General features: G+C 62.4%; 28 protein-coding genes and 1 other RNA gene. 12 read left to right on the top strand and 17 right to left on the bottom strand.

All coding sequences use genetic code 11. From position 1 onward, the window contains the following. Positions 1-41: 41 nt before the first annotated feature. From QD408_RS02240 to rimP, 3 genes are read right to left on the bottom strand one after another with little or no spacing between them, the layout of a single operon-like run. Complete coding sequence (locus tag QD408_RS02240; protein WP_190237466.1) at positions 42-734, bottom strand: RNA-binding protein; 693 nt, start codon at positions 732-734, stop codon at positions 42-44. Continuing rightward, on the bottom strand, positions 731-2,332 hold the full coding sequence (gene nusA / locus QD408_RS02235; RefSeq protein ID WP_088683125.1) for a transcription termination factor NusA: 1,602 nt from the start codon (positions 2,330-2,332) through the stop codon (positions 731-733). Before nusA ends, QD408_RS02240 begins: the two co-directional genes overlap by 4 nt. A gap of 59 nt (positions 2,333-2,391) precedes the next feature. Further along, on the bottom strand, positions 2,392-2,997 hold the full coding sequence (rimP, locus tag QD408_RS02230; protein WP_088683126.1) for a ribosome maturation factor RimP: 606 nt from the start codon (positions 2,995-2,997) through the stop codon (positions 2,392-2,394). A gap of 245 nt (positions 2,998-3,242) precedes the next feature. Between rimP and QD408_RS02225 the strand changes: the two genes are divergently transcribed. Together QD408_RS02225 and QD408_RS02220 are read left to right on the top strand one after the other, a co-directional pair. Continuing rightward, complete coding sequence (locus QD408_RS02225; RefSeq protein WP_414138196.1) at positions 3,243-4,874, top strand: MFS transporter; 1,632 nt, start codon at positions 3,243-3,245, stop codon at positions 4,872-4,874. Between the two features lie 8 nt (positions 4,875-4,882). Beyond that, positions 4,883-5,338 carry a GNAT family N-acetyltransferase gene (locus QD408_RS02220; protein ID WP_414138195.1) on the top strand — a complete coding sequence of 152 codons (456 nt, stop codon included), beginning with the start codon at positions 4,883-4,885 and terminating at the stop codon, positions 5,336-5,338. A gap of 6 nt (positions 5,339-5,344) precedes the next feature. Here QD408_RS02220 and QD408_RS02215 read toward each other — a convergent pair whose 3' ends face one another. Both QD408_RS02215 and recR read right to left on the bottom strand, forming a co-directional pair. Continuing rightward, a complete protein-coding gene (locus tag QD408_RS02215; protein WP_414138194.1) occupies positions 5,345-6,583 on the bottom strand; it encodes a lytic murein transglycosylase in 1,239 nt (412 codons plus the stop codon). An 11-nt stretch (positions 6,584-6,594) separates the two neighbouring features. After that, complete coding sequence (gene recR / locus QD408_RS02210) at positions 6,595-7,200, bottom strand: recombination mediator RecR (RefSeq protein ID WP_088683915.1); 606 nt, start codon at positions 7,198-7,200, stop codon at positions 6,595-6,597. An 18-nt stretch (positions 7,201-7,218) separates the two neighbouring features. Here recR and QD408_RS02205 point away from each other — a divergent pair, with 18 nt between their 5' ends. Continuing rightward, positions 7,219-7,875: an MOSC domain-containing protein gene (locus QD408_RS02205; protein ID WP_414138193.1), complete on the top strand. Its 657-nt coding sequence runs from the start codon at positions 7,219-7,221 to the stop codon at positions 7,873-7,875. 81 nt (positions 7,876-7,956) lie between these two features. Here the strand turns inward: QD408_RS02205 and QD408_RS02200 are convergent, their stop codons facing one another. From QD408_RS02200 to ffs, 3 genes are all read right to left on the bottom strand, one after another. Then, entirely contained in the window at positions 7,957-8,280 is a 324-nt protein-coding gene (locus QD408_RS02200; protein WP_414138192.1) for a YbaB/EbfC family nucleoid-associated protein, read from the bottom strand. Positions 8,281-8,302: 22 nt separating this feature from the next. Then, positions 8,303-10,171, bottom strand: a complete 1,869-nt coding sequence (locus QD408_RS02195) for a DNA polymerase III subunit gamma/tau (protein WP_414138191.1) — start codon at positions 10,169-10,171, stop codon at positions 8,303-8,305. 46 nt (positions 10,172-10,217) lie between these two features. Continuing rightward, positions 10,218-10,314, bottom strand: an RNA gene (gene ffs / locus QD408_RS02190) — signal recognition particle sRNA small type. An 88-nt stretch (positions 10,315-10,402) separates the two neighbouring features. On the opposite strand from ffs, the gene QD408_RS02185 reads away from it, so the two are divergent. From QD408_RS02185 to QD408_RS02165, 5 genes are all read left to right on the top strand, one after another. Beyond that, the gene (locus QD408_RS02185; protein WP_088683920.1) at positions 10,403-10,813 is read left to right on the top strand and encodes an HIT domain-containing protein; all 411 of its coding nucleotides are present in this window, start codon (positions 10,403-10,405) and stop codon (positions 10,811-10,813) included. Beyond that, the gene (gene nudC, locus QD408_RS02180; protein ID WP_088683911.1) at positions 10,810-11,769 is read left to right on the top strand and encodes an NAD(+) diphosphatase; all 960 of its coding nucleotides are present in this window, start codon (positions 10,810-10,812) and stop codon (positions 11,767-11,769) included. The genes QD408_RS02185 and nudC overlap by 4 nt, the downstream gene beginning before the upstream one ends. Positions 11,770-11,773: 4 nt before the next feature. Next, positions 11,774-12,469 carry a helix-turn-helix transcriptional regulator gene (locus tag QD408_RS02175; protein ID WP_088683910.1) on the top strand — a complete coding sequence of 232 codons (696 nt, stop codon included), beginning with the start codon at positions 11,774-11,776 and terminating at the stop codon, positions 12,467-12,469. Between the two features lie 145 nt (positions 12,470-12,614). Further along, entirely contained in the window at positions 12,615-12,875 is a 261-nt protein-coding gene (locus QD408_RS02170) for a hypothetical protein (protein ID WP_414138190.1), read from the top strand. A gap of 132 nt (positions 12,876-13,007) precedes the next feature. Beyond that, positions 13,008-13,376, top strand: coding sequence for a VOC family protein (locus QD408_RS02165; protein WP_088683908.1), 369 nt, complete (start codon positions 13,008-13,010; stop codon positions 13,374-13,376). 21 nt (positions 13,377-13,397) lie between these two features. Here QD408_RS02165 and QD408_RS02160 read toward each other — a convergent pair whose 3' ends face one another. Together QD408_RS02160 and QD408_RS02155 are read right to left on the bottom strand one after the other, a co-directional pair. Beyond that, on the bottom strand, positions 13,398-14,252 hold the full coding sequence (locus QD408_RS02160; protein ID WP_414138189.1) for a prephenate dehydratase: 855 nt from the start codon (positions 14,250-14,252) through the stop codon (positions 13,398-13,400). Positions 14,253-14,262: 10 nt separating this feature from the next. Then, a complete protein-coding gene (locus QD408_RS02155; RefSeq protein WP_414138188.1) occupies positions 14,263-15,018 on the bottom strand; it encodes a 3-deoxy-manno-octulosonate cytidylyltransferase in 756 nt (251 codons plus the stop codon). A 154-nt stretch (positions 15,019-15,172) separates the two neighbouring features. Here QD408_RS02155 and QD408_RS02150 point away from each other — a divergent pair, with 154 nt between their 5' ends. Continuing rightward, positions 15,173-15,736, top strand: a complete 564-nt coding sequence (locus QD408_RS02150) for a c-type cytochrome (protein ID WP_088683905.1) — start codon at positions 15,173-15,175, stop codon at positions 15,734-15,736. Positions 15,737-15,805: 69 nt separating this feature from the next. Here the strand turns inward: QD408_RS02150 and QD408_RS02145 are convergent, their stop codons facing one another. Next, positions 15,806-16,753, bottom strand: a complete 948-nt coding sequence (locus QD408_RS02145) for an AEC family transporter (protein ID WP_088683904.1) — start codon at positions 16,751-16,753, stop codon at positions 15,806-15,808. 414 nt (positions 16,754-17,167) lie between these two features. Here QD408_RS02145 and QD408_RS02140 point away from each other — a divergent pair, with 414 nt between their 5' ends. Further along, entirely contained in the window at positions 17,168-18,160 is a 993-nt protein-coding gene (locus tag QD408_RS02140) for an adenosine kinase (protein WP_414138187.1), read from the top strand. Here the strand turns inward: QD408_RS02140 and QD408_RS02135 are convergent. Then, complete coding sequence (locus tag QD408_RS02135) at positions 18,153-18,692, bottom strand: SH3 domain-containing protein (RefSeq protein ID WP_414138186.1); 540 nt, start codon at positions 18,690-18,692, stop codon at positions 18,153-18,155. The two genes, QD408_RS02140 and QD408_RS02135, sit on opposite strands and share 8 nt — an antisense overlap. Before the next feature lie 186 nt (positions 18,693-18,878). On the opposite strand from QD408_RS02135, the gene QD408_RS02130 reads away from it, so the two are divergent. Then, positions 18,879-19,880, top strand: coding sequence for a 2-hydroxyacid dehydrogenase (locus QD408_RS02130; protein ID WP_088683901.1), 1,002 nt, complete (start codon positions 18,879-18,881; stop codon positions 19,878-19,880). A gap of 6 nt (positions 19,881-19,886) precedes the next feature. Here QD408_RS02130 and QD408_RS02125 read toward each other — a convergent pair whose 3' ends face one another. From QD408_RS02125 to recF, 3 genes are read right to left on the bottom strand one after another with little or no spacing between them, the layout of a single operon-like run. Further along, on the bottom strand, positions 19,887-20,360 hold the full coding sequence (locus tag QD408_RS02125) for a GNAT family N-acetyltransferase (RefSeq protein WP_414138185.1): 474 nt from the start codon (positions 20,358-20,360) through the stop codon (positions 19,887-19,889). Beyond that, entirely contained in the window at positions 20,357-21,175 is an 819-nt protein-coding gene (locus QD408_RS02120) for a molybdopterin-synthase adenylyltransferase MoeB (RefSeq protein ID WP_414138184.1), read from the bottom strand. Before QD408_RS02120 ends, QD408_RS02125 begins: the two co-directional genes overlap by 4 nt. Further along, a complete protein-coding gene (gene recF / locus QD408_RS02115) occupies positions 21,172-22,296 on the bottom strand; it encodes a DNA replication/repair protein RecF (RefSeq protein ID WP_414138183.1) in 1,125 nt (374 codons plus the stop codon). Before recF ends, QD408_RS02120 begins: the two co-directional genes overlap by 4 nt. 336 nt (positions 22,297-22,632) lie before the next feature. On the opposite strand from recF, the gene QD408_RS02110 reads away from it, so the two are divergent. Continuing rightward, the gene (locus QD408_RS02110; RefSeq protein WP_414138182.1) at positions 22,633-22,998 is read left to right on the top strand and encodes a helix-turn-helix domain-containing protein; all 366 of its coding nucleotides are present in this window, start codon (positions 22,633-22,635) and stop codon (positions 22,996-22,998) included. 139 nt (positions 22,999-23,137) lie between these two features. Here QD408_RS02110 and QD408_RS02105 read toward each other — a convergent pair whose 3' ends face one another. Together QD408_RS02105 and dnaJ are read right to left on the bottom strand one after the other, a co-directional pair. After that, positions 23,138-23,338 (bottom strand): hypothetical protein, encoded by a 201-nt coding sequence (locus QD408_RS02105; RefSeq protein WP_085776534.1) that lies wholly within the window; start codon positions 23,336-23,338, stop codon positions 23,138-23,140. Positions 23,339-23,677: 339 nt separating this feature from the next. Then, positions 23,678-24,805, bottom strand: a complete 1,128-nt coding sequence (dnaJ, locus tag QD408_RS02100) for a molecular chaperone DnaJ (RefSeq protein ID WP_088683896.1) — start codon at positions 24,803-24,805, stop codon at positions 23,678-23,680. Between the last annotated feature and the right edge of the window lie 82 nt (positions 24,806-24,887).

Here is a 24,887-nt window from a genome sequence, read left to right as displayed (position 1 = left end):
TCGATCAATGAGAATGGGACCGGCCGATGCCGGTGACGCTCTCATTGCTTTTGCCGGCCAGCGCCGCCCGCTGCCCGGGACTGACCGCCAATACGGTACTGTTCGAGCATCTTTGCGCGCTTCACTACACCTTCACCCGCCTGCCCTGCAAGCACTGCGGCATGGATAAAAGCATTCTGGCCCATCAGGCCTTCCATTTCGCTCTCCGAGAAGAGACGGAAGGAAGGTATCTCCTCCTCGGTCTCCATTCCGAGGTGCCAGGCCTTGCGGGCCTGGTCGATTTTCCGGACGCCGTCGTCCGCTGCTTCAGTCGCGTGGAACACCGCAAGGGCTGCTCCGCTTCTCACCGCGGCATCCACTTTCGAGGAGCCGCTGATGAACTGGCCGGCTTTGCGCGCCATGTTCATCATCTGCATCAATTGCACCGAAAGCAGCCGGTCGACGCTCGCGCCGAGGTCTTCCGCCGCCTTCACGTCCGCTTTCAGGGCGCGGGCGAAGAGCTTCTTCGCCACCGCCTTGTCGACCAGGGACCGGTCGGCTTTCACCCAGCATCCGCGTCCCGGAAGCTCGCGCTTCAGGTCGGCGACGACGGTTCCATCGGGAGCCGCGACGAAGCGGATCAGCTCTTCCGGCGATCCGCTTTCCCGCGTCACGATGCACATGCGTCCGTTCACGTCATAACCTGCAAGATCGTCGTCCTCAGGGAGAGCGTCCGGCTCATGCGCGGTCATCATGCTTCTTGTTCGGCTTCGGTGACCTCTTCTTCGGTCCCCTTCGCCAGGTCCTCTTCCGTGATCCAGCCGGCTGCAAGGCGGGCCTGGACGATCATCTGTTCGGCCTCGACGCGCGAGACGTCGAACTTCGAGAACAGGCCTTCGAACTTCTTCGTTTCGCCGTTCTTGCGTTCCGTCCAGCCAACGAGATCATCGGCGGCGCAACCCGCGAAGTCTTCGATCGTCTTGATGCCGTCTTCGCCGAGCGCCACCATCATCTGGGCGGTCATGCCGTCGATCCCGCGCAGTTCGTCCTCGACGCCGAGCGCCTTGCGCTTCTCGTCCATCTCGGCTTCGAGACGCTCGAGGAATTCGCGGGCGCGCTGTTGGATTTCCTGCGCCGTCTCTTCGTCGAAACCGTCGATCGAGGAGATTTCGTCGAGGTCGACATAGGCGAGTTCCTCGACGGCGGCAAAGCCTTCCGAAGCCAGAACCTGGCCGACCATTTCGTCGACGTCGAGCGAGTCCATGAACAGGTTGGTGCGCTCGTTGAATTCCTTCTGGCGGCGCTCCGATTCCTCGGCTTCCGTCATGATGTCGATGTCCCAGCCGGTCAGCTGCGAGGCGAGGCGGACGTTCTGGCCGCGGCGGCCGATGGCAAGCGACAGCTGCTCGTCGGGAACGACGACTTCGATGCGCTCTGCATCCTCGTCGAGAACGACCTTGGCGACTTCAGCCGGCTGCAGGGCGTTGACGACGAAGGTCGCCGGGTCCTGGCTCCAGGGAATGATGTCGATCTTCTCGCCCTGGAGTTCGCCGACGACGGCCTGGACGCGCGAACCGCGCATACCGACGCAGGCGCCGACCGGATCGATCGAGCTATCGTTCGAGATCACCGCGATCTTGGCGCGCGAGCCCGGATCGCGGGCGACCGACTTCACCTGGATGATGCCGTCGTAGATTTCGGGCACTTCCATGGTGAAGAGCTTCACCATGAACTGCGGATGCGTGCGCGACAGGAAGATCTGCGGGCCGCGCTGCTCGCGGCGGACGTCATAGACATATGCGCGGACGCGATCGCCGTAGCGCACGTTCTCGCGCGGGATCATTTCGTCGCGGCGGATGATGCCTTCGCCGCGGCCGAGATCGACGATGACGTTGCCGTATTCGACGCGCTTGACGGTGCCGTTGACGATTTCGCCGACACGGTCCTTGAATTCGTCGAACTGGCGGTCGCGCTCGGCTTCACGCACCTTCTGCACGATCACCTGCTTGGCGGACTGTGCGGCGATGCGGCCGAAATCCATCGGCGGCAGCGGATCGGCGATGAAATCGCCGAGAGCGGCATCCGGGTTGCGGTCACGGGCGAGTTCCAGCGGGATCTGCGTCGAATAATCCTCGGCCTTGTCGACGACTTCGAGCAGGCGCTGCAGCCGGATTTCGCCGGTCTTCGGATTGATGTCGGCCCGGATGTTGGATTCGGTGCCGTAACGCGAGCGTGCCGCCTTCTGAATGGCATCGGCCATTGCGGCAAGCACGATCTCGCGGTCGATGACCTTTTCGCGCGCCACTGCATCTGCGATCTGCAGAAGTTCGAGCCGGTTCGCACTGACTGCCATTGTCTTGTTTCTCCGTCTTTACCCCGGGGTTCCCGTCCCTGGAGCGGTCTGTTGATCGGTTATTCCTGCTCGTCCGCTTCGTTCTGGTTGGCGGCCTGCGCTTTCGCCAGCTTGTCGGCGCGCAGCGCATCGCGGATCAGATCGTCGGTCAGAATGAGCTTCGCATCGCTGAGCGCCGTGAAGGGAATGGTGACCTTCTGCTCTTCCCCATAGGCAACCTGGTCACGCTCGAGCGTGAAACCATCTGCGTCTGCTTCGACGATCTTGCCGCGGAAGCGCTTGCGGTTGTCGATCATGATCGACGTCTCGCATTTTACCAGGTGACCTTGCCAGCGAACGAAATCGGATTTCCGCACCATCGGGCGGTCGATGCCGGGCGAAGACACTTCGAGATGATACTCTTTATCGATCGGATCTTCCACATCGAGGACCGGAGAAATCGCCATCGAGATCTCTTCGCAATCCTCGACCGTCATCGTGCCGTCGTTGCGCTCGGCCATGACCTGCATCGTCGCGCCGTTCTGGTTCAGCATGCGCACACGGATGAGCCGGAAGCCCAATCCGATGAGAACGGGTTCGATGATATCGGCAAGACGCTGGTCAAGCCCGGTTTCGGTAATCAGCCGCGGCTCAAGTTCGTTGTCTGCGTTCGTCATGTCCGACAAGCGGTGCGCTCCTCGCAATTTCAAGCTGTTCAGGCGATCGAGCTAATAAAAAAGAGCGGGTCCTTGCGGCCCACTCTTCATCAAGCGATCAAGAATTTGAGAGCCATATAGTCGGGTTTGTACGAAATTGCAAGGTCTGCGGCCAATTCCGCCAATTCGCTTCCGGCAAGGCGAACGAGCCTATGGCCAGCGAACGTCTTGCGCATATATTGCGGGGTGGGCGCAATGACAGAGCGGGAGGAAACGTGGCGTATACTTCGTCGACATTGGCGCCGTTGCGGCATGATACCTATCGCGCCATCTGGTTTGCCAGCCTCTCCTCGAATTTCGGCGGGCTGATCCAGGCGGTGGGTGCTGCCTGGATGATGACGACGATCACCGCCTCGGAGGATATGGTCGCGCTGGTGCAGACCTCGACGGCGCTGCCGATCATGCTGTTTTCCCTGATATCGGGCGCGCTCGCCGACAATTACGACCGCCGCCGGGTCATGCTGACGGCGCAGTGCATGATGCTCGTGGTGTCGGCCCTGCTGACGGCCTCGGCCCTTCTCGGCTGGATCACGCCCTGGCTGCTGCTCTTCTTCACCTTCCTGATCGGCTGCGGCACGGCGCTCAACAATCCCTCCTGGCAGGCCTCGGTCGGCGACATGGTGCCGCGCGCCGATCTGCCGGGCGCCGTTACGCTGAACAGTATGGGCTTCAACATCACCCGCAGCGTCGGCCCGGCGATCGGCGGCGCCATCGTGGCGGCGGCGGGCGCTGCCGCGGCCTTTGCGGTGAACAGCCTGAGTTACCTCCCATTGATCCATGCCCTGCTGCGCTGGCGGCCGAGCACGCCGGTTTCGACCCTGCCGCGCGAAGCGCTCGGCAGCGCCATCTTCGCCGGCCTGCGTTATGTCTCGATGTCGCCCAATCTCGAAAAGGTCCTCGTCAGGGGGCTGATCTTCGGCATCGGCGCGAGTTCCATCCTGGCGCTGCTGCCGATCGTCGCTATCGATCTGGTTGCCGGCGGCCCGCTGACCTACGGCTTCATGCTCGGCGCCTTCGGCATCGGCGCGATCGGCGGCGCGGTGCTGAATGCGAGGCTTCGCCAGCTGCTGTCCAGCGAGATCATCATCCGGCTCGCCTTTACCGGCTTCGCGCTGAGCGCCGTCATCGCCGCCTACAGCCCGAGCGCTGTCCTGACCTCCGCCGGCCTGCTCATATCAGGCGCCTGCTGGGTCTCCGCGCTTTCGCTCTTCAACACCATCGTCCAGCTGTCGACGCCGCGCTGGGTGGTCGGCCGGGCGCTGTCGCTCTATCAGACCGTCACCTTCGGCGGCATTGCCGGCGGCAGCTGGCTCTGGGGCGTTGCCGCCGATCGCTATGGCGTCGCCGATGCGCTGCTGATGTCGTCGGTCGTCATGCTGCTCGGCATTGCCATCGGCCTGCGTTTTTCCATGCCGGCCTTCGCCTCGCTCAATCTCGACCCGCTGAACCGCTTCACCGCGCCGGCCTTGAGCCTCGACATCACGCCGCGCAGCGGCCCGATCGTCATCCAGGTCGATTATGAGATCGCCGACGACGACCTTGCGGAATTCATGACGCTGATGGGGGAGCGCCGCCGCATCCGCATCCGCGACGGCGCCCGGCACTGGGCGCTGATGCGCGATCTCGAAAATCCCGGGCTCTGGACGGAAAGCTACCATACCCCCACCTGGGTCGAATATATAAGACACAACCAGCGGCGCACGCAGGCCGATGCCGAAAACATCGACAGGCTTCGCGCGCTCCACCGCGGCGAAGGCCCGCCGCATGTCCACCGTATGATCGAGCGCCAGGCCATCCCGCCAGGCGACGATGTCTTCCATAAAGCGCCGATCGATCTGCATCATTGAGGCTAGTCATGCACAGTTTCAGGCTCGCCCGCCAATCCGATCTCGCCGCCATCGTCCGGCTTCTGGCCGACGACGATCTCGGCGGCGGCAGGGAAATCGTCGCCGATACCGTCGATGCGCTTTATCTCTCTGCCTTTGCCGCGATCGAGGCGGATGCCAATCAGTTGCTGGCCGTCGCCATCGACGCGGCCGGCGAGGTCGTCGGCTGTCTGCAGCTGAGCTTCATTCCGGGTCTTTCCAGAACGGGCATGTGGCGCGGGCAGATCGAAAGCGTGCGTGTCGCAAGAGAGCTTCGCGGTTCGGGTCTCGGCGCGCAGTTCATCGAATGGGCGATCGCCCAATGTGTCGAGCGCGGCTGCGGCCTCGTGCAGCTGACATCGGACAAGACGCGGAAAGACTCGATCCGTTTCTACGAGAAGCTCGGTTTCGTCGCGAGCCATGAGGGCATGAAGCGCAGCCTGTGAAGCCGCCTACTTCAGCTTGCCCTTCATGGCGGCTTCCGGAAAGCAGGTCGGCTTCATGCCGTTTTTCGCCTGCCACTGGCCGATCGAACGCCGCGTCTTGTAGCCGGGCAGTCCGTCGGAACCGCCGACGTCATAACCCTGCCGCTCCAGCGCCTTCTGCATGGCGGCGACATCCGAGCGCAGCATCTTGCCGACGTCGCCCCATTGGCCCGCAAAGGCGCCGCCATTGAAGGCGATCCGGTCGGCTAGATTGCCGATATAGAGTGCGTAGAGGTCGGAGTTATTGTATTCCTTGATGATGTAGAAATTCGGCGTGACGATGAACTCAGGCCCGTCGCGGCCGGCCGGCACCAGCATCATTCCTTGAGCCTTCATTTCCGCCGACGGAAAGTCCTTGCCGGAGATACGCTCGATGCCGAGCGAGGCCCAATGCGACAGCGGCTTTGCCAGATCGGGTCCCTCCTGCGCGCAGGAGACCGCTTGAGGTATCGAGACCTCGAAGCCCCAATCGCGATCGCGCTGCCAGCCCTTCTTGACCAGATAGTTGGCGATCGAGGCGAGCGTATCCGGCACCGAGGTCCAGATATTGCGGTGGCCGTCGCCGTCGAAATCCACCGCATATTTCAGGTAGCTCGTCGGCATGAATTGCGGCTGGCCGAGCGCGCCGGCCCACGAGCCCTTGAACTCCGCTGGCGTGACGTCGCCACCGTCGAGAATATGCAGGGCCGCCACGAGCTCGGTGCGGAACATCTCCTTGCGCGTCGACATGAAGGCTTTGGTCGCCAGCACCTCGATTGCCGAATTCGGGATCTTCGCGGCCCCAAAGCCCGTCTCCCGGCCCCAGATGGCAAGCACGATCGAGCCCGGCACGCCATAGGTCTTCTCGATCCGCTTCAGCGTCGAGCCATATTGTGCGGCAAAGCCGCGCCCCGTTGCGGCAAGCTTTTTCAGCCGGTCCTCGTTGAAATAGGGACCGGGCGAGGAAAATTCCGCCTGCGTCTGTTTCTGCTCCTTCGGCGGCGGGAAACCGGGCGGGGCGAGGTCGGGCAGGTTCCAGTTCAGCGTGATGCCTGAGAAAGCGGCCTTGAAGGTTTTTTCGGAGATACCGCCCGCCTTTGCTTCGGGCCAGAGGTCCTTCTGCACCCAGCTTTCGAACTGCGCCTCGACATCGGCTTTTGATGGGGCTGCGTATGAGGGGAGGGGGAGGAGCGCGGCTGTTATGGCGAGTGCGAATATTCGCAGCATATGCAATCCCCTCATATCACCGTCCGCGCCCGCAGCGCCGCAGCAAGCGTGCCCTCATCGAGATAATCGAGTTCACCGCCGACAGGCACGCCATGCGCCAGCCGCGTGATCTTCACCTCGAGCCCCTGCAACTGGTCGGTGATGTAGTGCGCGGTCGTCTGCCCCTCGACGGTGGCGTTGACGGCGATGATCAACTCGCGGATGCCGCCTTCGCCGATCCGGTCGACCAGCCCGCGAATGTTGAGATCGTCAGGTCCGATCCCGTCGAGCGGCGACAGCGTGCCGCCGAGCACGTGATAGGCGGCGTTCATCGCGCCTGCCCGCTCCAGCGCCCAGAGATCCGAAACGTCCTCGACGACGATGATGACGGATTGATCGCGCTGCGCATCGGTGCAGACAGTGCAAGGGTCGACGGTATCGACATTGCCGCAGCGCGAGCAGATCTTCACTTTGTCATAGGCCTCGCCCATCGCACTCGACAGCGGGCCGAGCAATTGATCCTTCTTCTTGATCAGATGCAATGCCGCCCGGCGGGCCGAGCGCGGCCCGAGGCCCGGCACCTTCGCCAGAAGCTGGATGAGTTTTTCGATTTCGGGGCCGGTGACTCGTTTTGCCATGCGCTGTTCTTAACTGATATGGAACGAAAACGGAATCGCGGAAGGATCGGCCATCCCATGAAAATCCTGGCTCTTTGTATGGGCAACCCGGAAAGGCTGGCCGGCAAGAGCTACAAGACCGGCATCTTCAAGCGACCCGTCAATGGCCCCGTGATGATCGACGCGGAAGGACTGGTCGGCGATGCGATCTGCAACCGCAAGCACCATGGCGGGGTCGATCAGGCAGTGTATATCGAAGGATCGCTGACGCTCGACTGGTGGAGCAGTGAACTCGGCCGGCCTTATGAGCCCGGCACCTTCGGCGAAAACCTGGTCATCTCAAATCTCGACAATCGCGACGTCGCCGTCGGCGACCGGTTCATATCGGGCGATCTCATCCTCGAAGTCACCGCATGCCGCATTCCCTGCGCCACTTTTGCCGCCAGGATGAACGATCCGAAATTCGTCAAGCGCTACACCATGGCCGCCCGCCCCGGCATTTACTGCCGCGTCGTCAGGGGCGGTGTGGCCGAGGCCGGAACGGCGGTCGAGCATCAGCCCTTTTTAGGCGAAAAGGTGACGATGCCGGAGCTGATGAAAACATTCGGCCGGCAGCTTTCGGAGGCGGACCGGTCGCGATATCTCGCCGCTCCCATTCACTACAAGCTGCGGGCGCTGCTGGAAGCACAGTGTTAAGAGTGGCGTTCTGTATGTAGCGCAAGCTCGATAGCATCGGCTATCGGAGCCGCGGCCAAGATGAAGATCGATTGCCTGCTATCAAAACGGCAGCTTGAAGCCGGGCGGGATCGGCAGGCCGGCGGTGAGCGCTTTGGTCTTTTCGGCGGCGAGCGCCTCGGCCTTGTCCTTGGCGTCCTTGTGAGCGGCGACGATCAGGTCCTCGAGGATCTCGACATCGTCCTCCTTGAAGAGCGACGGGTCGATCTTCAGGCTCTTGAGTTCGCCCTTGCCCGAGACGATGACGGTGACGAGGCCGCCGCCCGCCTTGCCTTCGGCGGAGAGCTCGGCGATCTCCGCCTGCATCTGCTCCATCTTGGCCTGCATTTCCTTGACTTTGCCCATCATGCCCATGATGTCGCGCATCGTCTCGCTCCTTCTTGAAACCTTAGAATTCTATGTCGTCGCCCGGCAGGATGTCACCTTCCTCGGATTCGGCGACAGCCGGCGGCTTGACCTCACCTTCGTCTTCCGGTTCGGGCGCCCGCACGCGTACGTCGATGATTTTCGCGCCCGGGAAATGCGCCAGGATTGCCGCTACGTCAGGGTCCTGGCGCGCATCGCTGACGCGCTGCTCCTGCGCCTTAGCTTCCGCCTCCACCATCGTCGGCCCGCCTTCTTCGCGGCTGGTGCTGACAATCCAGTGGATTCCGGTCCATTCCTTGAGCTTGACGGCAAGCTCGTTGAGCAGCGTGTTCGGAGCGCCTTCGGTGAGGTTCACATCCAGCCGGCCGGGCTCAAGACGGACCGGCCGCACGAAGTTGCGCACCAGCGCCTTCAATTTGACGTCCCGCTTTTCGCCCGCGAGATCGACGATATCGGCAATGGAATTGACACGTACGAGCGGCTTCGGAGCCTCTGCGGGCCTGACCTCGGTGCGGCCGATATTCTGCGGCTCCGGATTGGGCACGGCGCGCAGCATGGCGGTCGGTCCTGAGGGCTGCGGCCGTGGTGTTGGCTCCGTCGCACGGGCCGCGACGCTGCTCTGATAGGGAACGCGTGTTCCGTTGCCGCCGCCATTGCCGGAAGGCGGGGAGGAGGGCCGCGACCCGGCATTGTCGCCGGAAAATTCGGCAAGCCGGCGCGCCGCATCCTCGGGCGCCGGCAGATGGGCCGCATGCGCAAGCCGGATCAGCACCATCTCGGCGGCACCCGCCGTCCGTGATGAACCTTCCGTTTCGGGAATGCCTTTCAGCAGCATCTGCCAGATGCGCGACAGCGTCGTCACCGCGACGCCCTTGGCGAATTCCGAGGCCTTCGTGCGCTCGATTTCGCTGAGCGAGGGGTCGTTCGCCGCATCCGGCACATATTTCAGCCGCGTCACCAGATGGGTGAAATCGGCAAGATCGGTCAGCACGACCACCGGATTGGCGCCCGCTTCGTACTGGCTCTGGAATTCGCCGAGGGCGGCGGCCACATCGCCCGCGACGATATGCTGGAAGAGATCGACGATCCGGGCGCGGTCGGCAAGGCCGAGCATGCCGCGCACGGCTTCGCTCTGGACCACGCCTGCGCCATGGGCGATCGCCTGGTCGAGCAGCGACAGGCCGTCGCGGGCAGAGCCTTCGGCGGCGCGCGCGATCATCGCCAGCGCGTCCGGCTCCGCCTCGATGCCTTCCTTGGCCGCGATCGTCGTGAACAGCCCGACGAGATCGGAGGCGCTGATGCGGCGCAGGTCGAAGCGCTGGCAGCGCGACAGCACCGTGATCGGCACCTTGCGGATTTCGGTGGTGGCGAAGATGAACTTCACATGCTCCGGCGGTTCTTCCAGCGTCTTCAACAGGCCGTTGAAAGCCTGCGTCGACAGCATGTGTACTTCGTCGATGATATAGACTTTATAGCGCGCCGAAACCGGACGGTAGCGCACCTGCTCGATGATCTCTCTTATATCGTCGATACCGGTGTGCGACGCGGCGTCCATCTCGATCACGTCGACATGCCGGCCTTCCATGATTGCCTGGCAATGTTCGCCGGGCACGCGCAGATCGATCGTCGGCTTGTCGATATCAGCCGTCTTGTAATTCAGCGCCCGCGCCAGAATGCGCGCCGTCGTCGTCTTGCCGACGCCGCGCACGCCGGTCAGCATATAGGCCTGTGCGATGCGGCCGGTCTCGAAGGCGTTGGTAAGCGTGCGGACCATCGGCTCCTGGCCGACCATCAGGTCCGTGAAATCCTTGGGGCGGTATTTGCGAGCCAGCACCCGGTATCCGGTGCCCGTCGAGGCGGCATCTTTTGACTGTCGCTCGGTGTCGCTCATCGCCCTGCTTGTCGCCCGGGATCGTCGGGCATTTCGTGAAGAGAAGGTGGGAGGCTGGCACGATGACCCGTGCCGGGCTCGTTAGGGCTGCTTCCTTCCGGACCTGACCCGGTTGGCGAGTGGCTCGTCCACCACCAACCTCCCGAGTGCACATATCGGCAATATCGTCATCAAAAGCAAGCCAACATCATAAAAAACTGCTAGTCGTAGGAAAAGACAGGAGGAATGCCCTTGAATGCCTTCGAGCTCGACCCCCGGCTGGAAAACGACAGCGTCAGCATCATGGTCACCGGTCTCTGTGATCTCAGATTGTCGAAGGACGCCCGCTGGCCCTGGCTCATTCTCGTGCCGCGCCGGGCCGGCATTACCGAAATTTTCGAGCTGACGCCACTCGATCAGGTGCTGCTCGCCTTCGAGACGGAACTCGCCGCCAAGGCATTGAAGGAGATCACCGGCGCGACAAAAATCAATGTCGGGGCTCTTGGCAATATCGTCCGCCAGCTTCATGTTCATGTCATTGCCCGCTTCGAAGGCGATGCCAACTGGCCGGGTCCCGTCTGGGGCTTCGGGCGCGCTGAGCCTTACGAGGACGGAAAGAGAGACGAGTTCACAGCGAAGCTGCGGGAAGCCCTTTCATCATGAGTCATTCGCTTTTCGATTCGGATGTGCCGCATCCGGAACCCAGCAACCTCACTGCCTTTGCCGCCAACGACCTCGATCGCGATTCCGAGCACCGCGATGAAAAATCGGTCGAAAAGGCGCTGGCCAGGGAAGGCACCCATATCTTCGCCTTCGCCAAAGACAAGCTGGTGCTGAAGCATGACGGCCAGGTGCTCGATCCGCTCTTCGCCCGCTACGAGCTGCAGGAGCTGCAGCCGGATTGGGACGAGACGGTGCTTTTAGGCTACCGCAAATCAGGCGAGCCGCGTCTTGCCGTTCCGGTCGGCGTCGATGTCGAGGACCTCGCCAGCCAATACAAGCCCGCCGATGGCCGTACCCTGTTTCGCGAGATGCTGATCGACGAGGTGCTGCTCGGCGAATTCGCCCAGGCCGCCAGCCTGATCCGCTGGAACGGCGACAACCGCTTCTGCGGCCGCTGCGGTTCGGCGATGGAGATCCATATCGGCGGCTACAAGCGTGTCTGCACCGCCTGCGAACACATGATTTTCCCGCGCACTGATCCCGTGGTCATCATGCTGACGGTCGACGAGACGCGCGACCTCTGCCTGCTCGGCCGCAGCCCGCATTTCGCGCCCGGCATGTATTCCTGTCTTGCCGGCTTCGTCGAACCCGGCGAGACCATCGAGAACGCCGTGCGCCGCGAAACGCTTGAAGAGTCAGGCATCCGCACCGGCCGCATCCGCTATCACGCCTCGCAGCCCTGGCCGATGCCGCATTCGCTGATGATCGGCTGTTATGCCGAGGCGAAATCCAGTGAAATCAAGCGCGACGAGACCGAATTGGAGGATTGTCGCTGGTTCACCCGCGCGGAAACGCTGGAGATGCTGGAACGCCCAGGCGCCAACGGCAAGGCTTCGCCGCCGAAAGGGGCGATTGCCCACCGCCTGATGCGCGACTGGGTGGAGTGGAAGCGTTAGTGCCATGCCCGTCGCCCGTTCGGAACGGCTGCTGACGCTGCTCCAGACGCTTCGGCGTTATCGCAGGCCGGTGACCGGCACCGTGCTTGCCCAGGAGACCGGCGTCAGCCTGCGCACGCTCTACCGCGATATTGCCAGCCTGCAGGCCCAGGGCGCGATGATCGAAGGCGAAGCCGGCATCGGTTATGTGCTGAAGCCCGGGTTCATGCTGCCGCCGATGATGTTTTCCGAAGAAGAACTTGAGGCCTTGGTGCTCGGTTCGCGCTGGGTGGCCCGCGCCGCAGAGCCGCGTCTTGCCGGCGCCGGCGCCGATGCGCTGGCCAAGATCGCCGCCGTGCTGCCGGCCGATATGCGTGAGACGATCGATTCGGCGACACTCTTCGTTGGCCGCAAGCGCCAGGACGAGGACAAGGCCGATGTTTCGGCCATTCGCAAGGCGATTCGTCTGGAGCGTGTGCTCGAACTGCACTATGGCGACGAGCAGGGCCGGATTTCCCGCCGCCGTGTCTGGCCTTTCGCGCTCGGCTATTTCGAGCATGTGCGCATCATCATGGCCTGGTGCGAGCTGCGCCAGGATTTCCGCCATTTCCGCACCGATCGCATCATCGATATGGCGGTCCATGAGACGCGGTATCCACGCCGCCGCACGGTGCTCCTGAAGGAGTGGCGCGAGACGCAGGACGTGCCGCTGGAGACCTGAAACGCTGCTGCCATAAACTGTCAGCAGACCGCGTTATTATCAGTCTCAATTCACTACAGCGCCGCGCTTCTTTGGACGCGCAAAGGACGCTGTAGCGTCCAGGTTCCGCTCATCGTGTCGATGCGCCAGGAAAGGAGCACTGATCATGGTAACGCCTCCAGTCATTCAGCATGCCGGCAATCGCTTTGCCTCCGATAGTTTTGCAGACATTATTTCGGCCGAAACCTTTGCAGACGCCCGGCAGTCGACGTACTCCGGCCTGTTGCATCTGGCCATGAGCCTTTTCCGGATCTCCGGGCAAAGCCACTCGAAACTCGATGTTGAAGCGGCCCCCGATTATCTGAAGCGCGACGTTGGCTTCATGGATGGGCGCAACCCGCGCCTCCAAGACCGGTTCCCGCTCTAAACATCTGATAGTCCAGCTCATCCACTTGACGAGAACGGGCGTTGCTTTCGCAGCGCCTTTTGTTTCCTGCTGCCACAAATTGGCAGCAGGAAGTATCTCGCACGCCCAACTTACAGCAACGGGAGAACCGAAATGACCAGCCCCAATCTGATAATCCTCTATGTCAAGGATCCGGCCGAAAGCGCCGGCTTTTACCGCAACATCCTGAACCGCGAACCGGCGGTGGAAGCGCCGAACTTCGTCGCCTTCCCGCTCGATGGCGGCTTCACCCTTGGTCTCTGGCGGCGCAGCAAGGTCGAGCCGCAGCCCTCCGCCATCGGCAACCGGGGCGAAGTGGCCTTCATGGTGGCGGGAGAAAATGCCGTTGCCAGGCAATATGAGGACTGGCGCCAGCGCGGCCTGCCGATCGCCCAGGAGTTGACCGAGCTCGACTTCGGCCCCACCTTCGTCGTGCTCGATCCCGATGGGCATCGGCTGCGCGTCTGTGAGCCGGATAAATAATATGCCGGAGGGCGAGGTCTGTTAAAGCAGGCCTCGCATCGCATGCCCCTTGTAGACGCCGAGGATGCGCACCTTCTCGGAGAAGAAACGCAGTTCCTCCAATGCCCGGCGTACGTTCGGATCGTTCGGATGGCCCTCGATATCGGCGTAGAACTGCGTCGCCACGAACTTTCCGCCGAGCTGGTAGCTTTCGAGCTTCGTCATGTTGATGTTGTTGGTGGCAAAGCCGCCGAGCGCCTTGTAGAGCGCGGCCGGAATGTTGCGAACGTTGAAGACGAAGGTGGTGACGACCTTTTCCTCAGCCGAGTTGCGCTGCGCCCATTCCTCGTCGCGGGACAGGATGACGAAACGGGTGACGTTGTTTTCCGTATCCTCGACATTCTCGGCGACGATCTCCAGTCCGTAGAGATCGGCCGCAAGGCGCGGAGCAAGTGCGGCCATCGAGCGATCGCCGGTTTCCTGCACGAGTTTTGCCGCTCCCGCCGTATCGCCGGCGATGACAGGCTTCCAGCCGTGAGCGCGCACGATCTTGCGGCACTGGCCGAGTGCGTGGATATGGCTGTGCACCGTGCGGATCTCGTCCTTGGTGACGCCTGGCAGCACCATCAGCTGGAAGCGGATCGGCATGAAATATTCGCCGATGATATGCAGCCGCGATTCGGGCAGCAGATGGTGGATATCGGCGACGCGTCCGGCAATCGTGTTCTCGATCGGGATCATCGCGATATCGGCATCACCATTGTCGACTGCCGTGAAGGCATCCTCGAAGGTCTGGCAGGGCAGCGGCTCCATGGTCGGAAACATGTCGCGGCAGGCCATGTCGGAATTGGCGCCGAATTCACCCTGGAAGGCGATCCTGTTGGTCTTGATGTTCATGGTGGTCTCGTCAGTTCGACTTTGCGGAGAGGATGCGCCGCGCTTTTTCGAGGTCGGCGGGAGTATCGACACCGAGCGGAACCGTGTCAACGATCTCGGCGTCGATGCGCATGCCGGCTTCGAGCGCCCGAAGTTGCTCCAGCGCCTCGCGCTTTTCGAGCGTCGAAGGACCGAGCGAAACGAACCGCTCCAGCGCCTCGCGCCGATAGGCATAGAGCCCGATATGATGGTAGAGCGGCCCCTTTCCGTAGGGCGCGGTCGTGCGGGTGAAATAGAGCGCGTGCAGACGGGTCTCGGAAACGGGCGAACCGACGATCTTGACGATGTGCGGCGCGGCCTTGTCTTCTTCATTGTCGATTTCGGTGGTCAGCGTGCCGATATCGACCGCCTCGTTCTCGAGAGGGCGCAAAGCCGCCCGCACGGTTTCCGGCTCGATCGTCGGCAGATCGCCCTGGACGTTGACGATGATTTTCGCCTTTTTGCCGGGATCGACCTTGGTCAGCGCTTCGTAGATCCGGTCGGAGCCCGATTGGTGATCGCCGCGCGTCATGACGACTTCGAAGCCGGCGGCGGCGATCGTATCGAATACCCGGGCGTCGTCGACGGCAACGACCACGCGGCCGATGGCGGCCTCCCGGGCGCGCATCGCCACCTGCACGATCATCGGCAGACCGCAAATATCGGCCAGCGGCTTGCCCGGAAGCCGGGTGGAGGCCATTCGCGCCGGGATCAATACGAGCACGTCGTCTAAATTTGAATCACTCATTGTTCGGGCCTTCTATTCCGGGCTGAAAAGTGTCAAAAAGTCTCACACGCAAGACCATTTAGACAGTTGCAACGATCCGTCAAAAGACATAGGTTCCGCGCGATTTCAAGATGGTCCGGTTTATGGTCTGCCGGCTGCAAGGGGAGCATTGCAGATGAATTCATACGTCAATACGGCCGTGGGGGCGCTGCTCGGAACGATTTTCGTTCTGATGTCGGTCTCTATCGCGTCCGAGGGGGTCTTCCATTCCGAAGCACCGGAGAAGGAAGGTTTCGCGATCGTTGCCGAAGAGGCGCCGGCTGCCGGTGGCGAAGCTGCGCCTGCCGCTGCCGTGCCGATCGCGCAATTGCTCGCTTCTGCAGATGCCAAGGCCGGTGAAGTAATCTTCAAGAAGTGTCAGGCCTGTCATGACGCCACCAAAGGGGGACCGAACAAGGTCGGTCCTAACCTCTTTGGTGTCGTAGATCGCCCGATCGCCTCGCATGAAGGCTTTGCCTATTCCGCTGCCATGAAGGATTTCTCCAAGGGCAGCAGCGAAAAGTGGACCTTCGAATTCCTCAACAAGTTCCTTCTGGCGCCGAAGAAGGACGTTCCCGGCACCGCAATGGGCTTTGCCGGTCTGCCGAAGGATCAGGATCGCGCCAACGTCATCCTCTACCTGCATACGCTGGCCGATTCGCCGGTGCCGTTGCCGGATCCGAACACCGCGACGCAGTAAGGCGGCAGCATACGCGCATGACATGGAAGCCCGGCCGCAAGCCGGGCTTTTTGTTATCGAGAAAGCTGCTCAGGCGCCGAGGAAATAGGCCCAGAGCGAGACGGTGACGGCCCCGAGCGCCGTCGTTACCGAAATCGTCGAGGCGGCGAGGCTGTGGCCGACGCCGAAGCGATTGGCGATCAGCCAGGCGTTGACGCCTGTCGGCACGGAGGAGGTCAGCACGATCGCCGCCGTCCATTCCGGGCTCAAGCCGAGGAGATGGCTTGCCGCCCAGACGCAGCCCGGCAGCAGCAGCAGCTTGCATGCCGAGGTGACGCTGGCGATGCCGAGATTGCCGGAGACGCCGTATTTCTCCAACGCCATGCCGAGCGAAATCAGCGCCGCCGGGCCGGCAATGCCGGCGATCTGGTTGACGACGGTCGCCAGCGTCGCCGTCATCGTAAGGCCGGAAAGGTGCACGGCCATGCCGGCCGCAAGCCCGATCACCAGCGGATTGCGTATGAGATTGATGGCGATCTGGCGAAGCACGAAGATCATGCTGCGGTCGCTTTTGCCGGCGATCTTCCGCTCCGCATGCTCCATCAGCACCGTGCCCGCGACCATCATGACGGGCAGGTGCACGGCGAGCAGGATCGACAGCGCCACCAGCCCCTCGTCGCCGACGGTGCGCTCGACGAGCGGCAGCCCGATGAAAACATTGTTGGCGAAGGCCGAGGACACCCCGGCCAGTACGCCGATCCGTTCGTCACGGCCGAAGAGGCGGGTGGCGGCGATGTGGCCGGCCGTCCAGGTGATGGCAACGCCGGAGAAATAGACGATCCAGAGCCGGAAAGGCGAGGCGCCGTGAAAATCCGCCTCGGCGATCGTGCGGAAGAGCAGAAGCGGCACGGCGATCTTGAAGACGAATTCGCTGAGCGCGTCGCCGACATTCGATGCCATCAAGCCGCTGCGGACGATCACCCAGCCGATGAGAATCAGGATGAAAATGGGAAGGACGTCGAGAATGATGGCTGACATGGGGGAGATTGCTCTGCGCGGGGGAGTATCCCACCTCTATCAGCAAACCGCCGGGATTGAAAAGGCAAAGGCGTCCGCAACTGCGTCACCCTCAAAGCAAAAAAAGCGGGCACTGCCCGCTTTTCCGCTCCGGCCTTGCCGGATATCCGAATCACGAAGCTGCCAGTTCATCCGTGGTCAGCATCGCGCCGGTAAGATCGAAGGGATCATCCCTCGTGCGCCCGGCTGCAACTGAAAGCTGCTCATGCCGGTCTTCCTGCGAGCATATCTAGATTTCGAAGATGACAGGGGCATGACGAATAAGCGGCACTTTTGCGAAGAAATAGATGCGCCATTCACCATTTATCCTTCCAAACCGCGGAAATTTCGCTAAGACCGAACCCCGGCTATCACAAATCCGGGACTCCCCATTTCATGACAAGATTCGATGTTCTGACAGTCGGCAACGCAATCGTGGATATCATCGCCCGTTGCAACGACCAGTTCCTCATTGACAACAAGATCACCAAGGCGGCGATGAATCTCATCGATGCCGACCGCGCCGAACTCTTGTATTCGCGCATGGGACCCGCACTCGAAGCCTCCGGCGGCAGCGCCGGCAACACGGCGGCGGGCGTCGCGAACCTCGGCGGCAAGGCCGCCTATTTCGGCAATGTCGCCGCCGATCAGCTCGGCGAAATCTTCACGCACGACATCCGCGCCCAGGGCGTCCACTACCAGACGAAGCCGAAAGGCACCTTCCCGCCGACCGCCCGTTCGATGATCTTCGTCACCGAGGATGGCGAACGCTCGATGAACACCTATCTCGGCGCCTGCGTCGAGCTCGGCCCCGAGGATGTCGAGGTCGATGTCGTGGCCGACGCCAAGGTCACCTATTTCGAAGGTTATCTCTGGGATCCGCCGCGCGCCAAGGAAGCGATTCTCGAATGCGCCCGCATCGCCCATGAAAACGGCCGCGAAATGTCGATGACGCTGTCCGACAGCTTCTGCGTCGGCCGCTATCGCAGTGAATTCCTCGATCTGATGCGTTCCGGCAAGGTCGATATCGTCTTCGCCAATCGCCAGGAGGCGCTCTCCCTTTACGAGACCGAAGATTTCGAAGAGGCGCTGAACAAGATCGCCGCCGATTGCAAGATCGCCGCGGTGACGATGAGCGAGGACGGCGCGGTCATCCTGAAGGGCAGCGAGCGTTATTATGTCGATGCGATCAGGATCAGGGAGGTTGTGGATACGACGGGCGCAGGCGATCTCTTCGCTTCGGGCTTCCTCTACGGCTATACGCAGGGACGGTCGCTGGAAGATTGCGGCAAGCTCGGTTGCCTGGCGGCCGGCATCGTCATCCAGCAGATCGGCCCGCGTCCGATGACCTCGCTCTCCGAGGCCGCCAAAGCGGCAGGGCTTATTTGAAGGCTTCGCCGGGATAGGCGCCCCAGATCTCCGACTGCGCCACCCAACCGGAGGCGCCGTCGGTTTCGGCACGGCACCAGTCGCCGTTGCATTCGCCGATCGTCAGCATCACGCCGGGTTCCAGCTTGGCGACGACCGAGGCGGAGGGCAGCGCCTCGCGGCGCAGATTGACGTAGACGCCCTTGCCTTTCGTCTTCATCCAGGGAGCGGCGATCGCTGCGCGCTGGCCCGACAGCAGCGACTGGTTGACCCAGCCCTCGGTGCCGTCGGCATCGCGGATGCGGCGCCAATTGTCATATTCCTGAATGATTTCCACCGGCAGGCCGGATTTCAGGTACATCCATGAAACGGCATAGTCCGTTCCGGGGCCGATGCGCAGGTTGACGCGCTTGGATTTCAGCGTGACGAAACGCGGCAGCGGCAGTCCGCTCGGTCCCTTGGCCGCCTGCGCATGGGCAAGTTCCACGGCGGCCATGGATGTGGTCAGAGCGATCGCGACGGCGAGGCAGGACTTCAGGACTTTGCTGCGCATGGAAGCTTCCGTTTGCTCGAATCCGCGGGCCAGGCCCAGCCTGCTCGCTGTCCGGGCACTGACATTCCCCGGCTGCACCACGAGTTTTGTTTGTCTTCGCGTGCGGGTCTGGTAGAAAATGCCCGGAATGGGAAAGTTATCCCCTTTCTTGGTTAAAGACCTCTGAACAAGGCACGACGGGCAGCCATGACAGCGAAGAAAAAACCGAAGGTCTACATCACCCGCAAGCTGCCGGATGCCGTCGAAACCCGCATGCGCGAGCTCTTCGACGCCGAGCTGAACATCGACGATACGCCGCGTTCCGTTCCCGAGCTGATCGCCGCCGTCAGGACGGCCGACGTGCTGGTGCCGACCGTCACCGACCGCATCGACGCGGCGCTGATCGAAGAGGCGGGGCCGCAGATGAAGCTGATTGCCAGCTTCTCCAACGGCACCGACCATATCGATGTCGAGGCGGCGGCGCGCAAAGGCATCACCGTCACCAACACGCCGAACGTCTTGACCGAAGACACGGCCGACATGACGATGGCGCTCATTCTCGCGGTGCCGCGCAGGCTCGGCGAAGGTGCGCGCGTGCTGACCGACAAGCCGGGCGAATGGGCCGGCTGGTCTCCCACCTGGATGCTCGGCCGGCGCATTCACGGCAAACGCATCGGCATCGTCGGCATGGGGCGCATCGGCACGGCGGTCGCCCGCCGCGCCAAGGCCTTCGGTCTTTCGATCCATTATCACAACCGCAAACGCGTCAATCCGGCGGTCGAGGACGAGCTTGAGGCGACCTATTGGGAAAGCCTCGACCAAATGCTCGCCCGCGTCGACATCGTTTCCGTCAACTGCCCGTCGACGCCGGCGACCTTCCACCTGATCTCGGCGCGCCGCCTGGCGCTGCTGCAGCCGACGGCCTATATCGTCAACACCGCTCGCGGCGACGTGGTCGATGAAGCCGCGCTGATCAAGTGCCTGAGGGAGGGCAAGATCGCCGGCGCCGGCCTCGACGTCTTCGAAAACGAGCCTGCCGTCAATCCGAAGCTCATCAAGCTCGCCAACGAGGGCAAGGTCGTGCTGCTGCCGCATATGAGCTCGGCGACGATCGAAGGCCGGATCGACATGGGCGACAAGGTCATCATCAATATCCGCACCTTCATCGACGGCCATAGACCGCCGAACCGGGTGCTGCCGGGCCGTTGACGCGCGTCAGCGAGCGAGGTTCTTCCGCATCTCGATGAAGGTCGTCCTGGCAAAACCGGGATGCGCCTTCTCGGCGGTTCTGGAAAATCCCCAGGCGGTAAAGACGGCGTGATTGTCGATAAGTTCGATGCGTGTCTCCAGCCGCAAGGCGGTAAGGCCGAGCCCTGCAGCGGTCTCCTCGGCGATTGCAAGCAGCCGCCTGCCGAGGCCCTTGCCTTGCACTGCGGGGAGAACGGCGAGCTTGCCGACATAGAGGCAATCGGCCTCCGGCCGCAGGAACAGGCAGCCGGTCAGCTTTCCCTCCTCGATGGCGACATGGCCGATCTCGGCCTCAGCCTTTGCGGCCAGCGTCTCCGCCGTCAGGCTGAGCGCCGATGACGGGGGATCGATCCGGCCGTTCATCGAAGCGAAGGCGGTCAGGATGAGGGCGAGCAGTTCGTCCCAGCACGTGAAACTCGGATCGAGGCGGATAATCCTCATTCAGCCTGCCTTGCGCGGCGGCGCTTATAGCGCACGGTTTCGAAACGGGCCGAGAGTGCGTCGTAAAGCAGCAGTCGCCCGATCAGCGGTTCGCCGGCGCCGGTAACGAGCTTGATTGCCTCCATCGCCATCATCGTCCCGATGACGCCGGTAAGCGCGCCGATGATGCCGGCTTCGGCGCAGCTGGGGATCAGACCCGCTGGAGGGGCTTCGGGAAACAGGTCGCGGTAACTCGGGTTGAGGGTCCCGTCCTCGGCCGTCTCATAAGGTTTCAGAACCGTCAGCGAACCGTCGAAACGGCCGACAGCGCCGGTGACGAGCGGGATATGGGCTTCCTCCGCCGCATCGGCCGCGGCATAACGCGTGTCGAAATTGTCGGAACCGTCGATCAGGAGATCGAAGCCGGACAGTTGGCGGCGGGCGATTTCCCGCGAGAAGCGTTCCTCGAAGCGGATGAGCCGGACATGCGGGTTGAGCCTGGCGATGGCAAGCGCTGCGCTCTCCGTCTTCAGTTCGCCGATCGTGCCGGAATCATGGATCACCTGGCGCTGCAGGTTCGAGAGCGACACCCTGTCGTCGTCGACGATGCCGAGCGTGCCGATGCCAGCCGCGGCCAGATATTGCAGGATCGGCGCACCGAGCCCGCCGGCGCCGATCACCAGTATGCGGGCGGCTTTGAGCTTCTGCTGGCCCGCGCCGCCGATCTCGGGGAGCAGGATATGGCGGTGATAGCGGGCGATTTCATCAGGGCTGAGCGGTTCCATGGCGCCGATCGTATCATGGCCCCCGATGCCCGGAAATGCCGTCCCGCTCATTCGAACACCCTTCCGTCGGCCACGGTGAAGACCTGCGCCCTGTCGCCGAGTGCCGAAAACATCGCGCGATCCGTGCCGGTCATGAAGGCTTGGCCGCCGAGCCCGTCGATGAGGTCGAACAGCGCGGCCCGGCGCCCCTCGTCGAGATGGGCTGCGATCTCGTCGAGCAACAGGATCGGCGCATGGCCGGTGAGATTGCCGACGAGCCGCGCATGCGCAAGCACGAGGCCGACAAGCAGCGCTTTCTGCTCGCCGGTGGAACACCGCTCCGCCTCCATCGCCTTTTCGCGGTGGTGGACGATGAGATCGGCCCGGTGCGGCCCTTCGAGCGTGCGCCCTGCGCCGGCGTCGCGGTAACGGCTCTCGGCAAGCATCGCCGCGTAATCGTCCTCGAGGTCGACCGAGGGACGCGAGAACTGACCGTCCATGAAGCCCGAGAGCTGCAGCGAGGCTGAAGGGAAGGGCGAGCTCTCCAGCGTTTCTTCGATGAGCCGGGTCAGGAGGCCGAGCATCTCCTGCCGGGCGAGCGCCATGGCGATGCCGAGGCTCGCCATCTGCTCCTCGATGCCTGCAAGCCAGGACGGATCGAAGCGGCCTTCGTCGAGCAATTTGTTGCGGCTGCGCATGGCGCGCTCGAAATCGCTGGCGCGCCGGCCGTGGGCGGGATCGAGCGACAGCACCAGCCGGTCGAGAAAGCGGCGCCGGTCTGAGGAGGCGCCGGTGAAGAGCCCATCCATCGCCGGCGTCAGCCAGAGAAGGCGCAGATGGTCGGTCAGCTCGTCGGCGGTCTTTGCCGGCGTGCCGTTGATGCGCAGCCTGCGGGCGGTGGTCTCCTCGCCTGTTTCGATGCCGGTGCCGATCTCGACTTCGCCCTCCATGCCGTCGAGCGCGGCGAAGATCGAAAAGCCGCCGGCCGCGCCGACGCGGGTAATATCGCCATAGGCCGCACGGCGCAGGCCGCGGCCGGGTGAAAGCAGCGAGACCGCCTCCATCAGATTGGTCTTGCCGGCGCCATTGTCTCCCGTCAGCACGACATGGCGGCCGTCAAGCGCAAGCGATGCCGCCGCATAATTGCGGAAGTTGCTCAGCTTTAGACGGGAAAGGGAAACCTTGTGCGGCATCGGATGTCCGGAATCGTTAAGCGTGACAGCTAAGCCGAAGCGGCGCCGATGGCAAGGCTCGCCGCTTCGCCGGCCTAGCTTGCCCATCCGCCGCGTCCCAATTTCCCAAAAAAATACAACCTGAGAGGATATGAGCCCGCGGCGCCAGGTCGATGCACCCGGCGGCGATGGTTACGGCCTGCGCGCCTTGATATCAGGAGTTTTGGCGCATTCGCCCGAGACGGCTGACGTAACGTAAAGTCCAGAAAAAGTCGGTTGAATTTTGCAACTTCCGGGTTGAGTTATCTTGCAAAAACGATATGGTGAACAAAAGGTTCATGTATAGAGAGTGGTGAAGTGCCAGATCCGGTCGATATCATCGTTGGTCGCAACATCAGACAGCTTCGCGCCATTCGTCGTGTTTCCCAGCTCGAACTCGGGGAAGCACTCGGACTGACTTTCCAGCAGATCCAGAAATATGAAAAAGGAACGAACCGGGTTTCCGCCAGCAAACTGCATCAGATTGCGGTTTTCCTCAGTGTCGAGATCTCCGCTCTCTTCGAGGGAACGGGCATATCGGAATTCGGCGGCCGTATCGAACTCAGCCCCGATGCCTATGCTCTCGCGCTGAGCTACGACAAGTTGAATTCGGCCGCAGGCAAGGAAGCGGTCAAGACCATCCTCACGCTGATGACCGGCGAAGCGGTCGAAAGCGCCGCCTGACTGCGCCGGAGCGGCTATAAAGATCACGACACGGTTTAGAGCATGTCGCGCAAAAGTGTGCGGCGGTTTTGCGATAACGACATGCTTAAAAACAAAGACCTAAAGCGCAAGGAGCGAATCTGAAAGATCGCGACGCGCTTTAGTGAATCTCGCACCCATGCAGCGCCGTCAGCAGATCGTCCTGCGTCTGATGGCCGGCATGATAGAGGTCGATCGCGATGCTGGCGATGGAAAGGCCCTGCTGGCTGCGAAGCTTGATGTTGCGCTCGGCGCACCATGTATAGATGGCGCCGGCGAGAACGTCGACATCTTCGGACTGAGAGGAAAAGGCTGGCGCCATGGTAGTTACCCCTATCTTGGTTGTTTCCGCTTGAGCGCGGCGCGTCCGTCGGGACGCGCTAACGGCGCTCTGTCACTTTGAATTGGCGCCTGATCCTTGCCGATATCGATTCCGGTTTTGGGGATTATTCGCTGACCGCAGAGACTGAATTCATTTGGAAAACTTGCAAGCGGCATCATCTGGCTGCGTTAACGCAAGTCGTGTTCCGTCCTGCCGCCGTGTCGATCTGGGACAAATTGCCCGGTGCGGACGGGAAGTGTCGCAGATTGGGACTCGGGAAACAAAAAAGCCGGAGACGTTCCCGTCCCCGGCTTTCGCGATTGCGTATCGATCGGCGGCTCAGCCTTCGAAGAATTCCTTCATCCGGGCAAAGAAGCCCGTCGATTCCGGATTGTTCTCCTTGGAGGAGATCTGCTCGAATTCCTGCAGCAATTCGCGCTGGCGCTTCGTCAGTTTTTGCGGCGTCTCGATCTGGATCTGGATGTAGAGGTCGCCCGTCTGCGCCGAACGCAGCACCGGCATGCCCTTGCTCTTGAGGCGGAACTGCTTGCCCGCCTGCGTGCCTTCCGGAACGCTCACGCGCGACTTGGTGCCGTCGAGTGTCGCCACGTCGAAGGTCCCGCCGAGCGCGGCCGTCGTCATCGAGATCGGTACCGCGCAATAGAGATCGGCCCCGTCGCGCTGGTAGAATTCGTGCGGCTTCACCGACAGGAAGATATAGAGGTCGCCCGCCGGCCCGCCGCGAGTGCCGGCCTCGCCTTCGCCCTGCAGGCGGATGCGCGTGCCGTCCTCGATGCCGGCAGGAATGTTGACCGAGAGCGAACGCTCTTCCGTCACCCGGCCCTGGCCGTGGCACTTCTGGCAGGGATCGGGAATGATCTGGCCGCGGCCGTGGCAGGTCGGGCAGGTCCGCTCGATCGAGAAGAAGCCCTGTGCGGCGCGCACGCGCCCCGTTCCCTGGCAGGTGCCGCAGTTCTTCGGCTGCGTGCCGGGCTTGGCGCCCGAACCCGAACAGACGTCACAGGTGATCGAGGTGGGAACGCGGATCTGCGCCGTCTTGCCGGAGAAAGCCTCTTCCAGCGTGATTTCCATGTTGTAGCGGAGATCGGCGCCGCGTTCGCGCCCGCCCGACGAGCGCTGGCGTGCACGCCCGCCGCCCATCATCTCGCCGAAAATATCCTCGAAGATATCCGAGAAGCCGCCGCCGGCAAATCCGCCGCCACCGCCGCCCATGCCGCCATGTTCGAAGGCCGCATGGCCGTAACGATCATAGGCCGCCCGCTTCTGCGGGTCCTTGAGCATCTCGTAGGCTTCGTTGATTTCCTTGAACTTCCGTTCGGCGTCCTTGTCATCCGGGTTCTTGTCCGGATGGTATTTCATCGCCAGTTTGCGGAAGGCGCTTTTCAGCTCTTTCTCGTCCGCCGACTTGGCTACACCCAGAGTTTCGTAAAAGTCCGCTTTTGCCATTAAGGATTAAACCCCGGAAATGGATTTCCGGCTGCCATGGTGAGCAGCCGGATCAGGTGTTGAAGCATAACCACGCCGTCGC

It is taken from the genome of Rhizobium sp. BR 249, assembly GCF_047445895.1.
GTDB lineage: Bacteria > Pseudomonadota > Alphaproteobacteria > Rhizobiales > Rhizobiaceae > Rhizobium.
Note: the sequence above shows the minus strand (reverse complement) of the source record. Positions and strands in the feature narration are given on the sequence as shown.

Excerpts from the sequence above, each read along its gene's own strand:
- QD408_RS02240 (WP_190237466.1), bottom strand. The coding sequence starts at position 734 with ATGATGACCGCGCATGAGCCGGACGCTCTCCCTGAGGACGACGATCTT.
- nusA (WP_088683125.1), bottom strand. The coding sequence starts at position 2,332 with ATGGCAGTCAGTGCGAACCGGCTCGAACTTCTGCAGATCGCAGATGCA.
- QD408_RS02220 (WP_414138195.1), top strand. The coding sequence starts at position 4,883 with ATGCACAGTTTCAGGCTCGCCCGCCAATCCGATCTCGCCGCCATCGTC.
- QD408_RS02215 (WP_414138194.1), bottom strand. The coding sequence starts at position 6,583 with ATGCTGCGAATATTCGCACTCGCCATAACAGCCGCGCTCCTCCCCCTC.
- recR (WP_088683915.1), bottom strand. The coding sequence starts at position 7,200 with ATGGCAAAACGAGTCACCGGCCCCGAAATCGAAAAACTCATCCAGCTT.
- QD408_RS02205 (WP_414138193.1), top strand. The coding sequence starts at position 7,219 with ATGGAACGAAAACGGAATCGCGGAAGGATCGGCCATCCCATGAAAATC.
- QD408_RS02200 (WP_414138192.1), bottom strand. The coding sequence starts at position 8,280 with ATGCGCGACATCATGGGCATGATGGGCAAAGTCAAGGAAATGCAGGCC.
- QD408_RS02195 (WP_414138191.1), bottom strand. The coding sequence starts at position 10,171 with ATGAGCGACACCGAGCGACAGTCAAAAGATGCCGCCTCGACGGGCACC.
- nudC (WP_088683911.1), top strand. The coding sequence starts at position 10,810 with ATGAGTCATTCGCTTTTCGATTCGGATGTGCCGCATCCGGAACCCAGC.
- QD408_RS02175 (WP_088683910.1), top strand. The coding sequence starts at position 11,774 with ATGCCCGTCGCCCGTTCGGAACGGCTGCTGACGCTGCTCCAGACGCTT.
- QD408_RS02170 (WP_414138190.1), top strand. The coding sequence starts at position 12,615 with ATGGTAACGCCTCCAGTCATTCAGCATGCCGGCAATCGCTTTGCCTCC.
- QD408_RS02165 (WP_088683908.1), top strand. The coding sequence starts at position 13,008 with ATGACCAGCCCCAATCTGATAATCCTCTATGTCAAGGATCCGGCCGAA.
- QD408_RS02160 (WP_414138189.1), bottom strand. The coding sequence starts at position 14,252 with ATGAACATCAAGACCAACAGGATCGCCTTCCAGGGTGAATTCGGCGCC.
- QD408_RS02155 (WP_414138188.1), bottom strand. The coding sequence starts at position 15,018 with ATGAGTGATTCAAATTTAGACGACGTGCTCGTATTGATCCCGGCGCGA.
- QD408_RS02150 (WP_088683905.1), top strand. The coding sequence starts at position 15,173 with ATGAATTCATACGTCAATACGGCCGTGGGGGCGCTGCTCGGAACGATT.
- QD408_RS02145 (WP_088683904.1), bottom strand. The coding sequence starts at position 16,753 with ATGTCAGCCATCATTCTCGACGTCCTTCCCATTTTCATCCTGATTCTC.
- QD408_RS02140 (WP_414138187.1), top strand. The coding sequence starts at position 17,168 with ATGACAAGATTCGATGTTCTGACAGTCGGCAACGCAATCGTGGATATC.
- QD408_RS02135 (WP_414138186.1), bottom strand. The coding sequence starts at position 18,692 with ATGCGCAGCAAAGTCCTGAAGTCCTGCCTCGCCGTCGCGATCGCTCTG.
- QD408_RS02130 (WP_088683901.1), top strand. The coding sequence starts at position 18,879 with ATGACAGCGAAGAAAAAACCGAAGGTCTACATCACCCGCAAGCTGCCG.
- QD408_RS02125 (WP_414138185.1), bottom strand. The coding sequence starts at position 20,360 with ATGAGGATTATCCGCCTCGATCCGAGTTTCACGTGCTGGGACGAACTG.
- QD408_RS02120 (WP_414138184.1), bottom strand. The coding sequence starts at position 21,175 with ATGAGCGGGACGGCATTTCCGGGCATCGGGGGCCATGATACGATCGGC.
- recF (WP_414138183.1), bottom strand. The coding sequence starts at position 22,296 with ATGCCGCACAAGGTTTCCCTTTCCCGTCTAAAGCTGAGCAACTTCCGC.
- QD408_RS02105 (WP_085776534.1), bottom strand. The coding sequence starts at position 23,338 with ATGGCGCCAGCCTTTTCCTCTCAGTCCGAAGATGTCGACGTTCTCGCC.
- dnaJ (WP_088683896.1), bottom strand. The coding sequence starts at position 24,805 with ATGGCAAAAGCGGACTTTTACGAAACTCTGGGTGTAGCCAAGTCGGCG.